The following is a 14,603-nucleotide window of genomic DNA, read 5'->3' on the forward strand; positions in this document are numbered from 1 at the left end:
CCGAGGCCTAGGGTGGAGGTGTTGCATTTGAGGTGGCCCGGACTTTGCCGCCGTACCAACACGGACCGGGAATTCAGGTGGCAATCAGCGATATCGCGGAGTACGCGAACTTGAGTCCGGCGGACGTCGAGGCGATCGGCGCCGAGTTGGACGCGATCCGGTCGGACATCGAAGCTTCCCTGGGTGGCCCGGACGCCACCTACCTGCACCGGGTGATCGCGTTTCAACGGGTACTGGATCTGACGGCCCGGCTGGTGATCGCCGGCAGCACGTCGCGGACGGGCTGGGTGGTCGGCGCGGTCCTGCTGGCGTACGCGAAATCCGTTGAGAACATGGAGATCGGGCACAACGTCAGTCACGGTCAGTGGGACTGGATGAACGACCCGGAGATCCATTCGACCACGTGGGAATGGGACATGGCGGGCACCTCCGCACAGTGGCGCTATTCGCACAACTACCGGCATCACGTGTTCAGCAATGTGCTCGGAGTGGACGACGACCTCGGCTTCGGTGTGCTGCGGGTGACCCGGGATCAGCCCTGGAAGCGCGAGTATCTGCTGCAGCCGCTGCGGAACCTGCTGCTCGCCCTCATCTTCGAATGGGGTATCGCGCGGCACGGAATGCACTCCGAGCACGAGCGGGCCACCACCGAAGCCGGCCGGCGTGCGGTGACGCAGTCGCTGCTCCGCAAGATCGGGCGGCAGGTGGCCAAGGACTACGTCCTGCTGCCGGCTCTGAGCCTGCGCAGATGGCGACGGACCCTGGCCGCGAACGTCACGGCGAACCTGCTCCGCAATCTGTGGGCGTATGTGGTGATCTTCTGCGGGCATTTCCCCGACGGTGTGCAGCAGTTCGCGCCGGAGATCCTGCAGCAGGAGACCCGGGGGGAGTGGTACCTGCGCCAACTCCTCGGCGCGGCCAACTTCAACGCAGGCCCTGTGATGGCTTTCTCCAGCGGTCACCTGTGTTACCAGATCGAGCACCACCTGTTTCCCGACCTGCCCTGCAACCGGTACGCCGAGATCAGCGTGCGGGTCCGGGAACTGTGCGACAAATACGACCTCGCCTACACCACCGGGTCGCTGGCCCGCCAGTATCTGCAGACGCTGCGGACCAACTTCCGGCTCGCGTTGCCCGACGAAGGACTTCGGGGCCGTTGGGGTCTGAAGCAGGTCAACTAATATGAACCGGGTATCCGGCACGCGTGCGTTGCCGGCCGAACGTATGGGCACGGGCGATGACGGAGCACTCCGTAGATGATCACGGTGTGACTGCGGTCGCCGACCTGCAGGCCGGGCTCACCAGCCTCGCCGGGTTGGTGGCAGACAGCCTCGACCTGGACCAGGTGCTCGCCGAGGTGGCCGCCTCGGCCGTGCGTGCCGTCCCCGGCGCCGACGGTGCCGGCGTGACGTTGCTGCAGCCGGAACGCCAGGACGACCCCGTCCTGGCGTCGGCTGCGAGTGCGCCGTTCGTCGCTGAGATCGACACCATCCAATACGTCACGGTGCACGAGGGGCCGAGCATCACCGCCGCGCTGCAACGGCGCACGGTGCGATCAGGTTCGCTCGGGGGGACCAAGCTGTGGCCGCGATTCGGTCCGCGGGTGGGCCGGCTCGGCGTGCACAGTGCGATGGCGGTGCCCCTGTTGCTGGGTGACCGGGTCGTCGGTGCGGTCAGCGTCTACAGCCGCGAGAAGGACGCCTTCGACGAGCATTCGGCGCAGTTCGCGGAATTGTTCGCCAAGCCGGCGGCCGTCGCGGTGCACAACGCCCGGATCCTGGCCGACGCGCTCGCGCTCACCGGTCAGCTGCAGGTGGCCCTGTCGACGCGTCCGGTGATCGATCAGGCGATCGGGATCATCCGCGCGCGTACCGGGCGCAGCGCCGCGGAGGCGTTCGGCCAGCTACGGGCGATGAGTCAGGCCGAGCAACGCAAACTGGCCGAGGTGGCCGAACAGATCGTCGCCGAAGCCGTGCGCCGGGCCCGTGCTCGCCGTGCTGACCAGGCCGGGCCGAACCCGGGGTGTAACGTGGACAGTGTTGGGACCCCAGCCAGTCCGGGATGAGTCAGCTGTCCGCCGTTGATCTCACGAGCAGCAGCTCGCGCCGGGCACGTCGGTGACATCCGACTGTCTGGATCACACCTTGAAACCTTTTCTTAATTCTCAATTCTCGAATAGCCCGTTGTTGGAGCGTCCGGTGTCGGCAACGCCGAGCTTCGGAATTCTCAGCACGTATCCGCCCACTCCGTGCGGCCTTGCCACGTTCAGCGCCGCATTGGCGGACGGATTGTCCGCCAATGGTGCCGACGTGAATGTGGTGCGAGTGGCCGACGGCACCCCCAGCCGTAGCAATCGCGTTGTCGGCGAACTGATCAACGGGTCTCCGTCCTCGGTCGACGCGTGCTCGGATCTGCTCAACAACAGCGATGTCGCGGTCATCCAGCACGAATACGGTATCTACGGCGGTGCCGATGGCGATGAGGTCATCAGTATCCTTGGCGGGCTGCAGATTCCGTCGATCGTCGTGCTGCACACCGTCCCCAAGGATCCGACGCGGCATCAGCGTTCGGTGTTGGAGGCGGTGGCGGCCTTGGCGGATCAGGTGGTGGTGATGTCGGATTCGGCCGCGCTGCGGCTGTGTGCAGGGTTCGACGTCGAACGCCGAAAGGTCAGCACCATTCCGCACGGTGCGGCCGTCACGACGTTCGGCCATACCAAGCGAAGCGGTCGCCCCACCCTGCTGACGTGGGGACTGCTCGGCCCTGGCAAGGGCATTGAGCGCGTGATCGACGCGATGGGTTCCCTGCACACGCTCAGGGGCAACCCGCGATACCTGATCGCCGGTCGCACCCATCCGAAGGTTCTTGCCGCAGAAGGTGAGGCCTATCGTGAGGCTCGTGCCGAGCAGGCACGACGCGCCGGCATCTCGGCAGCGGTCCATTTCGACGCCGGCTACCGCGATGTGGCGTCGTTGTCCGCTCTCGCGCAGTCCGCGTCGGTGGTGGTGCTGCCCTACGACTCCACCGACCAAGTCACTTCCGGTGTCCTGGTGGACGCGATCGCCAGTGGCCGCCCGGTGGTCGCGACCGCTTTCCCGCACGCCGTCGAGCTGCTGGCGACCGGAGCCGGCATCGTGGTACCCCACGATGACCCGGACGCGATGACGGCCGCCTTGGAGGCCGTCCTGACCCAGCCCCGGCTTGCCGGGGGGATGGCCGCGGAGGCCCGCAGGCTCGCGCCGGCAATGGCCTGGCCGGTGGTGGCCACCTCGTATCAAGCTGTGGCACAACGAATTCTGGCGAAGCGGTCGAAGCAGACATGGCTGTCATAACGACGGAGTTCGGTCATCTGCTGAGACTCTCGGACCGGCGTGGCACCTTTGAACACGCCGACGGGACGTCGCCTCGCCAGAACCACGGGTACTGCACCGACGATATGGCCAGAGTGCTGGTGGTGGCCAGCCGCGAGCCCGAGGCGGGCGACGCGGTCCACGGGCTGTCCCGGCTGGCGGTGCGATTCCTGGACGAGGCGCAGGCGTACTCCGGGGGATGCCGCAATCGAATGGACCACAGCGGCAAGTGGACCGACAGCTACGCACTGGAGGACTGCTGGGGCAGGTGTCTGTGGGGACTGGGCACGGCCGCCGCGCACAACGACCTGGGTCTGGTGCGCAGGCTGGCGGTGGTGCAGTTCGAGCGCGCCGCCCATGGTCGCTCCGCATGGCCGCGAGCGATGGCCTTCGCCGCCGTCGGGGCCGCTGAACTGCTCAGTGTCGAGCCCGGCAACACCGCGGCCCGGCGCCTGATCGACGATTACGTCGCGGGTCTCCCGGCGCCGAATGACGACCCGAGCTGGCCCTGGCCGGAGGCGCGCCTCACCTACGCCAATGCCGTACTCGCCGAGGCGATGATCGCCGCGGCCGCCGTTGTCGGCGACCCCGCCCTCGGGCAGCGCGGCCTGGATCTGCTGGGCTGGCTGATCGAACGCGAGACACACGGCGAGCACCTGTCGCCCACACCGGTCGGAGGTTGGTCGGCCGGCGAGCACAGGCCCGGGTTCGACCAGCAGCCGATCGAGATATCCACCCTGGCCGATGCGTGTGCCCGGGCAGCCTCCGTCGATGCGCAGTCGATCTGGCCCGACACCGTGCGTGCGGCGGCAGCGTGGTTCCAGGGTGCCAACGACGCGGGATTGCTCATGTGGGACCCCGAGACCGGCGGCGGATACGACGGTCTGCACGAGAACGGCGTGAACATCAATCAGGGGGCGGAGTCGACACTGGCGGCGATGTCCACACTTCAGCTGGCCAGGCGCTTCGCCGGTATTCCGCAGTGACCGGTGCTCCCCAGTGACGCGGACGGACCAGGAACTGGTCACCCGGAGCCCGCTTCGGATGGCGGCCGATCCGACACGTGTCATCACCCGGTTGTTCGTGCCCGGTCAAGAGGGATTCGAAGTCCACGAGTCCCGGGCGGGAGCGGTATTGCGGCGGATACTGGCGCTGGATGAGGACGGTGTGCGGGCGGCCCTGGACGATATCGTCATCCGGTTCGATCGGCGGCACCGCGATCTCGTCGGCACGTTCCGCCGGCACGCACGCGAGCTGTCCGACCGGCTGGACCCGGGGCGGGATCTTTCCGATGCCCGAATCTTGTTGCTGGGCGCAGCTTTCACCAGCGAGTACACCATCGAGGGGGCCGCGCTGTGCAATCCCAGCATCGTCGAGCACCCCGATCAATCGGGGGTGGCGCCGGGCAGTCTGCGCTTTGTGATGAGCGTGCGGGGTATCGGTGAAGGGCATCGGTCGTCCATCGGATTCCGCACCGGCACCGTGGACGGCGCAGGGACGGTCCACTTCGACGATGCCGTGCCGTTCGCGACGGTCGGGACCATCACCTCGACCCTGCTCGACGCCGCGGTGTTTCGCAATGAGCTGGTCAAAGTGTGGGGTTCCGAAGAGACTGCCGGCTATGTGCTCGACGGGCTCGGCGAACGGTTCAGCCGGGGCGATCTGGACGACCGACTGGAGCGGTTACATCGGCACAGTCGCACCAGAGCTCACACTCCGCAGCTGATCGAGTTGATCACTGATATTGCGGACCGCTCCTACGGTGTCGAGTTCCGCGGCGAGATACCCCTTGCCGAGCGGGTGTTGTGGCCGGCGACGGATGCCGAGGAAGCGGGGATGGAGGACGCGCGATTCGTCCGCTTCGTCGAGGACGACGGGCAAGCCACCTACTACGCCACCTATACGGCTTACGATGGAGTCGAGATCAGTCAACAGATGTTGACCACCAAGGACTTTCGGACGTTCGACTCGACACCGATGGTCGGTGCGGCGGCGGCGAACAAGGGATTGGCGCTGTTTCCGCGCCGGATCCACGGGCGATTCGCCGCGATGTCGCGGTCCGACCGGGAATCGAACACCGTCGCCTTCAGTGACCACCTGTCGGTGTGGACGACGACGCAGGAATGTCAGAAGCCCAGCGCCGTGTGGGAAACGCTGCAGTTGGGTAACTGTGGTTCTCCGCTGGAGACCGGCGCCGGTTGGCTGGTCCTCACCCATGGGGTGGGGCCGATGCGCACCTACTCGATCGGGGCGATACTCCTCGACCTCGACGATCCCACCCGGATCATCGGGCGGCTGCCGTTTGCCCTGCTGCATCCCGCGGCCGACGAGCGGGACGGCTATGTACCGAACGTGGTGTATTCGTGCGGGGCGCTGGTACACGCCGACACCCTGGTCCTGCCCTACGGCATCGGCGACTGCGCGATCGGAATCGCCACCGTCGCGCTTCCCGAGCTGCTCGCGGCGATGCAGCCGTAGTCACCGGCCCGGGTGTGTCCCCCGATCGGGGGAACGTGGATTCCCCCGATGCGTGGTCCGGTCGCCCGACATACCGCGGCGCCCGGACCCGGCATTGTGGTGACAACGCCGGAACAATGCGGGCTTGAACCACCCGGGTTGAACGGCGAAAAGCCCAGCCGCACAAGGAGATGACATGACCACCATCGCCCGCCGTATCGCCGCAGGAATCGTCCTTACCGCCGCCCCGACCATGATCGCGTTGGGCGTCGCCGGCAGCGCCGACGCGCAGACCGGCTTCCCGTACCAGGGGAACGCGCCGCAGCCGGGGACCTCCGTGCATCATCACCACCAGAACCACCGCTAGTCGCATTCCCGAAGGGCCCGGACGCCTGTCCGGGCCCTTCGGCATCCGCGAGACACGGAGCTACTTAGTCGGCCGATCGGCAAGGCAATACCGGCCGATAGGCAAGCTCAAATTAGCCTCTTGAACTGTACAAATGCGCGTAAGTAAGTCTCCACCGAATCGTGTCCGTGGGTTGGTGTGATTGAGCCCACCACATGCGCTACATTGTGACGGCAGTCATAGGAAAGGGTGGACATGGGCGGAGCATTGTTAGCAGGCCTGTTGGTCGTTCTGGGTCTCGGATCGATCGCCGCCGTCGTCGCAGCCGCCGTTCTGGGTTACGGGACGCTGGCGTTGGCGATCGGCATCCTCTCCAGCGCCGCATTCGCAGCGCGGACCGTCTGACCTACCGGCGCAGGCGCGGGCCGAGTCCGGTCGCGCGCACGGCTTGGCGGTCGATAGCCGCGCGGACTTCGGCGGCCGACCCCACCACGCGCACCGCTCTCTTGGCGCGCGTCACCGCGGTGTAGAACAGCTCCCGCGTCAACAGCCGTGAATCCTCCGACGGCAACAGCACGGTCACCTCGTCGGCCTGGCTGCCCTGGGATTTGTGGATCGTCATCGCGTGCATGGTGTCGACCTCGGTGAGGCGACCGGTCGAGAACGACGCGGCACCGATCGCCACCCGCAGGCCCTCCGGTGTCGCCACGGTGACGCCGGTGTCCCCGTTGTACAACTTGAGTCCGTAGTCGTTGGCAGTGACCAGCACCGGCCGCCCCGCGTACCACACCGACCACATCGGGTCGCCGGTTGCCTCGGTAAGCCAGCGCTGCACCTGACGGTTCCAGTGCGTCACCCCGAACGGGCCGTGCCGGTGCGCACACAGCAGCCGATGCTCATCCAGTACCGACGTGGCCCCCGGGGCATCGCCCAGCAGCGCGGCTTCACGCAACCGCAGCGCATGCGGCAGCAGGACGTCCCGCAGGGCGTCGCAGCTCGGTGTCCACGCGATGTGCGGTCCACCGGCGGCGAGGACCTCCAGAGCGCCGTCGGCGTCACCGTCCCGGATCGCCGTGGCCAGCGCGCCGATCGATTCGCCGAAGCGGTGCGAGGTGTGCAGCGCGGCGACACGGTCGGCACCCAGGCCGTCCACCAGGTCGGCCAGCACCGCGCCGGCTTCCACCGAGGCCAGCTGATCGGGGTCACCGACCAGGAGCAACCGGGTCTGTGGGCGGACGGCTTCCAGCAGTCGGGCCATCATGGTCAACGACACCATCGAGGCCTCATCGACGACGATGACATCGTGCGGCAGCCGATTGCCCCGATGATGACGGAAGCGCGACGACGTATTCGGCAGTGCCCCGAGAAGCCGATGCAACGTGGTCGCCGGCAGCCCGGTCAACCGCGCGCGATCCACCGGGTCGAGGCGGTCCACCTCGGCGCGGACCGCCTCTTGCAGCCGCGCGGCCGCCTTACCCGTCGGCGCCGCCAACGCGATCCGCGGCGACGCCCGGCCGGCCAGGGCCGCCTGCTCCGCGAGCAGCGCGAGCAGCCGGGCCACCGTGGTCGTCTTACCCGTTCCGGGACCGCCGGTCAGGACGGTGAGGCCCTGGGCCAGGGCCAGTTTCGCGGCCGCCCGCTGCTCGTCGAACCCGTCCGGGAACAGCCGCGCCACCTCCGGTGTGGGGCCCGGCGGCTGCGCGGCCAGCAGGGCCAGTGCGTCATCGCACACCTGCTGCTCCTCGCGCCAATACCGGTCCAGGTAGAGCAGATCGCCGAACAGGTGCAGCACCGCCGGGGGACCGATCAGCGGGCTGGCCCGCACGGCGGCCAGCCAGGTGTCGGCGTCCGTGCCGAACTCGCCAGCCGCGGCGCGCAGGTCCACGCACACCGACCCTGCGCGCAGGGCGCGGACCGCCAGGGCCACCGCCAGGATCACCGACTCGTCGGTCTCGCCGGTCAGTGCCGCCAATCGTTGTGCCACATGGGTATCGGCCGGTTCGAAATCGGGGGTCACGCGCCCTCCAGCAGTGCCGACAGTTCGGTCACCAAAACCGGTGGCGGAGCCCAGCTGAACACCCCACAGGGGTGGCCGTCGGTCACCGGTGTGGCGGGGCCGCACATTCCCCGCACGAACAGGTAGATCACCCCGCCCAGGTGGGTTTCGGGTGCATACCCGGGAAGCCGCCACCTCAGATAGCGGTGCAGCACCACGCTGTACAACAGCGCCTGCAGGGGATAGTCGGAATGCAGCATCGCCTCGACCATGCGCTGCCTGGTGTAGTCGGCGGCGGTCAGCGGCGCGTCGGCGGTGCCCAGCCAGTTCGTCTTGTAGTCGACCACAACATATTTCGTATGCCCGCCGGCGGGCACCCGCAGCACCACGTCGATGGATCCGGAGAGGTACCCGCGCAAGGATTGCCGGCCCAACGTCCCCGTCGACAACCGTTCGGCGTAACAGGCCAGTGGGTCAGCGGCAGGCAGGTGGCGGCCCACCAGGGCGCCGACGTCGGCCAGCGTGTGATCCGCACCCGCCAGCGGGAACTCGAAATCCAGCTCGCACAGCCGATCTGGCAAACCGATCTGCCGCAACGTCTTTCCCGGCGCGAGCGGACCCAGCGGGGTGTCGTGCAGCGGCACCAGGGCGGTCGCGATCTCACCGGCGGTGGCGGGCACCGGCCACCGGGACGCATGGACCGCCACCTGGGCCTGCAACTCCGCCGCGAGGTCCGCGGCGAAGGGGTCCGCGGTCTCCAGGACGGCGTGTACCAGCGAACCGAAGGTGGCGCCGGTGGGCAGATCGGCCATCGGAGACGGCGTATCGGCGCCCGCCGGAGGGGAGGTCAATGCGATGTCGGGGATCTCGTCGTCCAGTTCGACCACCTCGGGCTCACTGGAGACACCCGCGGTCCGGGAATCCTCGGCGGCCCGCAACAGTCCCGAATACGATGTGCGCCGCCACGTCGTATCGATGATCCGGTGGAAGTGGCGCACCGACAGGTCCGTGGCCGGTGCCGTCACCGGGGCGGGGGTGAACGGCGCGATCTCCGACTCCTCCAGTACCGGCCCGCCCGCGTCCGCCCATGCCCGGAGGCGGGCCAACGCGTCGGTATCGGAGATCTTGGCCGGCACACACACGTCCGGCACCTCGGCCGTCCCTGGTGCCCGCCCGCGCAACAACCGCGACAGGCCACCGTTGGGCTCGTAGTACGACGGTGCCCACCAGGCCACCACCTGTGACTGGGCCCGGGTCAGCGCCACATACGTCAACCGGCTGTCGTTGGCGGCCGCCTCGGCCTTACCCGCCGCTACCACCGCGGGCGCCGCCCCGCCCAGGTGGAGGCAGCGCACCGAATCTTCGTGGTAGAGGACGGGATCCGGGTCGGGTGTGTAGCGGTTGAAGGCGAAGGGCAGATACACGATCGGGTACTGCAGTCCCTTGGACACCCACACCGTCATGATCTGCACCGCGGCCGAATCGCTGTCGAGGCGCCGATTACGTTCGGCCGTGCCGCCGCCGCCGGAACTCTGGGTGCGCAACCAGTCGCGCAGTGCGGGCAGCCCGAATCCCTCGTTGTGCGCGGTGTCCTGGAGCAGTTGCGTCATATGCGCGAGGTCGGTCATCAGCCGCTCGCCCCCTTGACGGGACAACACCCGGCTGCCCATCCCCGCCAACTGTGCGGCCTCGAGCACCGCGGCGACCCCGCGTTCCCGCGCGTGTCCGGCCCAGGCGCGCAGGGTCTCGGCCACCCGGTCGGTCAACGCGTCCCCGCGCGCGGCAAGGGTTTCCGCGGTCTCACCGAAGAACGCGGTGGTCGCCGCGGCGCGCACCAGACCCGGGCGGTGCGGCTGGTCGAAGGCCTCCAGCAGGCACAGCCAGTCCGCTGCGGCCTCGGAACCGAACACGTCGGTGTCACCGGTGTAGACCGCGGGGATCCCGGCCTCGGACAAGGCGTCGAAGCATGCCCTGGCGTCCTTGTGGGTTTCGACGATCACCGCGATGTGACGGGCTTGCACGGCGGCTCCGTCGAAGGTGGCCGCACTGGCCAGCAGGGCGCCGATATCGGCGGCGAGATCCTTGCCGATATGGCTGCGTAGACGGTCGATCTGCATGGTGCGGGTATGGGAATTGCCGCGCGTGACGACCCGCAGCCGGAACGGATCATTGCGGGGTGCGCCGGCCAGTCGGTGTCCCTGATGGTGGGCGTGTACCGGGTGCACGACGATTCCCGGGCCACCCAATTGCGCGCCGCCGAGCACCACCTGCAGCCGATCCACCAGAGCGGCGTCGCTGCGCCAGTTGGTGCCCAGTGTCTGCTTGTCACCCGCGGTGTCGGCCGCCCGCAGATAGGTGTCGATATCGCCGCCGCGGAACGCGTAGATCGCCTGCTTGGGATCGCCGATCAGTACGAGCGTCGAGCGCCCGGTGAAGGCCCGCTCGATCACCTGCCATTGGACGGGATCGGTGTCCTGGAATTCGTCGACCATGACGATCGGCCAGCGCTGCGGCATCCGCACCCGCGCGGCGGAATCGGGTTGGTCGAGTGCGGCAGCCAGCCGGGTCAGCAGATCGTCATAGCCCAGAATTCCGCTGCGCCGCTTACGGATCTCCAATTCGGCCAGCACATCCCGCGCAAAGGCCAGGCACACCGCCGCGTACGAATCAGGCTCCGGATCGACCGGTCGCAGCTCTGTCGCGGGGTGGTTGACCACTTCCCGGGCCAGCTTCAGCGCTGCGCGGTACCCGAGCACCGGGTCGTCGCGCTGCATGCCGAAATGCGCCAGATACAGGTCGTCGACGATCTCGACCACCAGCTCGTCGAGGCTCTCCACCAGCGTCACACCGCTGTCGCTGTCCCCGGCCACCCCGAGGGATTTCAGCACGATATGGCAGAACTGGTGGGTGGTGGCGATGGTCGCGGCGTCGAAACCGGCCAGCGCGTCGTGCAGGCGCAGGCGCCGCGCCTGCCGATCGGTGGCGCAGATGTGCCGTTCCAACTCGTTGGCGGCCCGCTCCGGATCGTCGATGGCCGCCAGCGCGCTGACGATCTGGGCGCGCACCCGCTCGCGCAACTCCTGGCTGGCCGACCGACTGAACGTGATCAGCAGCATCTGATCGAGTGCGGCCACGCCTTCGGCGACCATCCTGGTGACCAGACCGGCCAGTGCGAACGTCTTGCCGGTGCCCGCGCTGGCTTCCAGCACCGTCGTCGATTGCGGTACCGGCAGCGGACCGAGCAGGTCGAAGGCCTTCACCGCCAGCCTCTTTCGGCACGCAGCAGCGGAATCCACAGGCGTTGCGCGTACTCGTCGAGGCCGGCCAGGTCGGTGAGCCGGGCGCCGCGGCCCCACACCCGCTCGATGGCCTTGTCCTCGCATTCGTTCTTCCAGCGGTAGTTGGCGGCCTGCTCCGGGTCGTCGCCGGCGTCGCGTGCGGCAGCCCACGCGTACGACGTCTTGATCGGCAGCGGCAACGGGGTTCGGCGGCCCTCGTCGTAGAGCCCGACGAGGTCGCGCAATACCGACAGGGCCGAGTCGGGGGCCTCCAGAGTCTGCACCCGCGGGGTGGTGCCCCGCCTGGGCCGCCCGACACAGGTCGCCGACCAGGCCCGCTTCGGGTCATGAGCGGCCAACGCCAGCAAGGGGATCCAGGCCTTGAGTAGATGCTTGCCGTCGAGCTTGGAGTACGTCACCGCCGAGAGCAGATTGCCGAAGACCGGGGTCACCGTTCCCGTCAGGTGCCGGCCCGGTTCCAGTTCGATGTCGACGTCGAAGGCGTCGCCGTCGACACTGCGGTGCCGCAATGCCTCCGCGGCCAATTGCGCTGCCTGGTCTCGAATCTCGATGGCCCGACGCCAGCCGAGCCGGCCCGGGGGCAGGGTGCCCCGGCGCCACTCGGCCTGCTGCGCGTCCTGAGGTGTCAGCCCGGCGGTGATGTCGGCGAGCATCCGGTCGCCGACCGTCCACTCCTGCAGGGCGTCGATCGACACCGGCATCTCGTCGGATACACCCTCGACATCCCACGGCAGTGTGTAATCCAGGGCCCGGAAAAAGCCTTTCACCGGGTCGTTGAAGAACCGGACCAGGTCGGCCAGTTCGACATCGGTGCGGGGTGGGGCCGGCAGTGGACCTGAGACGAAGACCGGCCGCGGTTCGCGGTGCCCCGACATCGCCCTGGCCGCCGTCAGGGCGGTGGGGTCGAAGGTGAACGGGCGGCCGGACCCGTCCGGTTCCACATTGCGGATGTCGAAGGGCTGCAACGGATGCTGGGTGAGTACCGACACCTCTCCTTCGCAGCTCAGGTCCAGGGTGTCGAGCAGTTCGGCGATCGGCACCGCGGGCGGTCGGCTCTGCCCGGTGTATTCGTTGGCGCCGGTGTAGGTGATGACGAGTGTCTCGGTGGCCGCGCCGATGGCGTCCAGCAGCAGCTGTCGGTCCTCGGAACGGATATCGCGTTCACCGGTCATCGGGTCGCGGGCCAGGATGTCGTCACCGTCGATGGCGCCCAGCCGTGGGAACATCCCGTCGTCCAGGCCCACCAGGCACACCACCCGGTGCGGGACCGACCGCATCGGGACCATGGTGCACACCGTCAGGGTGCCGGTGCGGAAGTTGGCGCGGGTCGGCCGGCCGGCCAGTCGCCGGTCCAACAGCGCGCGAATATCGCTCAGCCGCAGCACGGTCGAGGTGGCGGTGGCCGTCCCGTCGAGGAGGGCGGCGAACTCCTGCTGGACCTGGGCGCGGGGCCAGTCCTCGTCATCGTGTGCCAGCGCGTCGAGGCCCGTCGACAGTGCCTGCAGCCACTCGGCCAGTGGGCGGGTGCCACTGAGCGCGACGACGGTCCGGTGTAGCTGGTCGACGAACTCCGCGAACCGCCCGGCCAGCTCGACGCGATTGCTGCTCACATCGTCGAGCGGCAGTGTGGTGTCCAGCCAGGTCCGTGAGTCATCCGACAGCGCGACACCCGCCAGCACCCGGTCCACGCCGAAACGCCACGTGTTGTGCAGGAACTCGACGCCGTAGGGGGCACGGTGCTCCGTGTCGAAACCCCAGCGGATATTGGCCTCCCGAACCCAGGCGGTCACGGCGTCGAGATCGTCGTCGGTGAAGGCGAACCGGGCGCGCACCGGGGCGGATGCGGCCAGGTTCAGTACCTCACTGGCGGTGGCCCGCCCGCCGGCCAGCGTCAGTAGCTGCGCGACCACCGACAGCAACGGATTGGTCTGCACCAGCGCGCGGTCGGCCAGCCGAACCCGCAGCCGGTGCGCCGGATGAGCTCCGTGCACCACCTCGCCCAACCCGAAACCGGCCGAGATCAGCGGGGCGAACGTCTCGATATCGGGGCACATCACCAGGACGTCGCGCGGCTCCAGGGTGGGGTCGTCGGCGAGCAGGCCGAGCAGGACCTCACGCAACACATCGACCTGCCGGGCCGGGCCGTGGCAGGCGTGCACCTGTACGGAGCGGTCCGCGATCCGGTGCCGGCGGCCGGCCGGACGCAGCCGGTCGGCGGCGATATCGGATTGCAGCCAGCCCAGCAGAGTATCCGGATATGTTGCCGTGGAAAGGTATTCGTCCGTCGCGGCGGTGGGCAGGGCCCGTTGCAGTTCGCGCAGGTCACGGCCGAGCGTGGCCAGCAGCGGATGCCCGAGCGCGCGGTGACCGGTGTCGTCACGGCGCGGGATCCGTCCCTTGTGAGTGGACAGCGCCTGCCACATGCGGTCACTGGGGTGGGGCAGCCACAGGTGCAGGTCGTGATGGGTGGACAGGGCGTCGAGCAGTTCGATCTCGGTGCGGGGCAACCGGGTGTGGCCGAACAGCGACAGCCTCGGCGGGAGTCCGTCCGCAGGCGCTTCCCGCAGCCGCGACACGGTGTGCGCGTGCCGGATGTGCGGAGGGTCGATGCCCATTCTGGACAGCAGGGCCCGCCACAGCGGCGGCTGCCAGGACAGGTCCGCCTCGACGCCCGTCCAGTCGATGAGCAGTTCGGGGCGCTGGCGTGCGTAGGAGGCGAAGAGTCCGGCCAATCTGCGTGCCACCGCGTACCGCCGGCCGTGGCGAAGTTCGTGCTCGTCTCCGGTGTCGAAGTGGCCCAGGTGGGTGGCCAGGGTGGTGCACCACGGCTGGTCGAGGTTCGCGTCGATGGTGGCCAGCAATGGCCACACCAGGGCGTCGGGGGACCAGGGATCGTCGCGGGACGTGCCGGACAGCGTCGCCATCAGCGTGCGCGGGCTGGCGAATTCCACACCGGCGCAGACGCCCAACCGGTCCGACAGTCGCTGGCTGAGCCAGCGTTCGACACCCTTGGCGGGCACCAGCACCAACTCCCGCGCGAACGGGTCGGGCAGGGGTTCGGACAGCAGCGCTCCCAGTCCGTCGGCGAGCAGATCCGTCCGCTCGGCGCGGTGTAGGTGCAGAGCCATCGCTGCTCACCCTAGCCAGTCGGTGGC

General features: G+C 68.5%; 10 protein-coding genes. 7 read left to right on the forward strand and 3 right to left on the reverse strand.

The window, feature by feature from the left end; genetic code table 11:
• Positions 1-77: 77 nt before the first annotated feature.
• From FHU31_RS06155 to FHU31_RS06185, 7 genes are all read left to right on the forward strand, one after another.
• A complete protein-coding gene (locus FHU31_RS06155) occupies positions 78-1,181 on the forward strand; it encodes a fatty acid desaturase family protein (protein WP_167160695.1) in 1,104 nt (367 codons plus the stop codon).
• Between the two features lie 86 nt (positions 1,182-1,267).
• Positions 1,268-2,065, forward strand: a complete 798-nt coding sequence (locus FHU31_RS06160) for a GAF and ANTAR domain-containing protein (RefSeq protein WP_263988002.1) — start codon at positions 1,268-1,270, stop codon at positions 2,063-2,065.
• Positions 2,066-2,198: 133 nt separating this feature from the next.
• Positions 2,199-3,332 (forward strand): glycosyltransferase, encoded by a 1,134-nt coding sequence (locus tag FHU31_RS06165; RefSeq protein WP_263988003.1) that lies wholly within the window; start codon positions 2,199-2,201, stop codon positions 3,330-3,332.
• Entirely contained in the window at positions 3,320-4,336 is a 1,017-nt protein-coding gene (locus FHU31_RS06170; protein ID WP_167156765.1) for a glycosyltransferase, read from the forward strand. The genes FHU31_RS06165 and FHU31_RS06170 overlap by 13 nt, the downstream gene beginning before the upstream one ends.
• A 13-nt stretch (positions 4,337-4,349) precedes the next feature.
• Positions 4,350-5,828 carry a glycoside hydrolase family 130 protein gene (locus tag FHU31_RS06175; RefSeq protein WP_167156767.1) on the forward strand — a complete coding sequence of 493 codons (1,479 nt, stop codon included), beginning with the start codon at positions 4,350-4,352 and terminating at the stop codon, positions 5,826-5,828.
• Between the two features lie 175 nt (positions 5,829-6,003).
• On the forward strand, positions 6,004-6,174 hold the full coding sequence (locus FHU31_RS06180; RefSeq protein ID WP_167156769.1) for a hypothetical protein: 171 nt from the start codon (positions 6,004-6,006) through the stop codon (positions 6,172-6,174).
• Between the two features lie 234 nt (positions 6,175-6,408).
• Positions 6,409-6,558, forward strand: coding sequence for a hypothetical protein (locus FHU31_RS06185; RefSeq protein WP_090360082.1), 150 nt, complete (start codon positions 6,409-6,411; stop codon positions 6,556-6,558).
• A 1-nt stretch (position 6,559) separates the two neighbouring features.
• On the opposite strand, the gene recD is transcribed toward FHU31_RS06185, so the two are convergent.
• From recD to recC, 3 genes are read right to left on the reverse strand one after another with little or no spacing between them, the layout of a single operon-like run.
• The gene (gene recD / locus FHU31_RS06190; protein ID WP_167156770.1) at positions 6,560-8,170 is read right to left on the reverse strand and encodes an exodeoxyribonuclease V subunit alpha; all 1,611 of its coding nucleotides are present in this window, start codon (positions 8,168-8,170) and stop codon (positions 6,560-6,562) included.
• The gene (gene recB, locus FHU31_RS06195) at positions 8,167-11,409 is read right to left on the reverse strand and encodes an exodeoxyribonuclease V subunit beta (protein ID WP_167156772.1); all 3,243 of its coding nucleotides are present in this window, start codon (positions 11,407-11,409) and stop codon (positions 8,167-8,169) included. The genes recD and recB overlap by 4 nt, the downstream gene beginning before the upstream one ends.
• Positions 11,406-14,576, reverse strand: coding sequence for an exodeoxyribonuclease V subunit gamma (gene recC / locus FHU31_RS06200; protein ID WP_167156774.1), 3,171 nt, complete (start codon positions 14,574-14,576; stop codon positions 11,406-11,408). Before recC ends, recB begins: the two co-directional genes overlap by 4 nt.
• Positions 14,577-14,603 lie beyond the last annotated feature (27 nt).

The organism is Mycolicibacterium fluoranthenivorans (assembly GCF_011758805.1).
GTDB lineage: Bacteria > Actinomycetota > Actinomycetes > Mycobacteriales > Mycobacteriaceae > Mycobacterium > Mycobacterium fluoranthenivorans.

What these genes read in the sequence shown, in the direction of transcription:
- FHU31_RS06170 (WP_167156765.1), top strand. Translation starts at nt 3,320, where the DNA reads ATGGCTGTCATAACGACGGAGTTCGGTCATCTGCTGAGACTCTCGGAC.
- FHU31_RS06180 (WP_167156769.1), top strand. Translation starts at nt 6,004, where the DNA reads ATGACCACCATCGCCCGCCGTATCGCCGCAGGAATCGTCCTTACCGCC.
- FHU31_RS06185 (WP_090360082.1), top strand. Translation starts at nt 6,409, where the DNA reads ATGGGCGGAGCATTGTTAGCAGGCCTGTTGGTCGTTCTGGGTCTCGGA.
- recC (WP_167156774.1), bottom strand. Translation starts at nt 14,576, where the DNA reads ATGGCTCTGCACCTACACCGCGCCGAGCGGACGGATCTGCTCGCCGAC.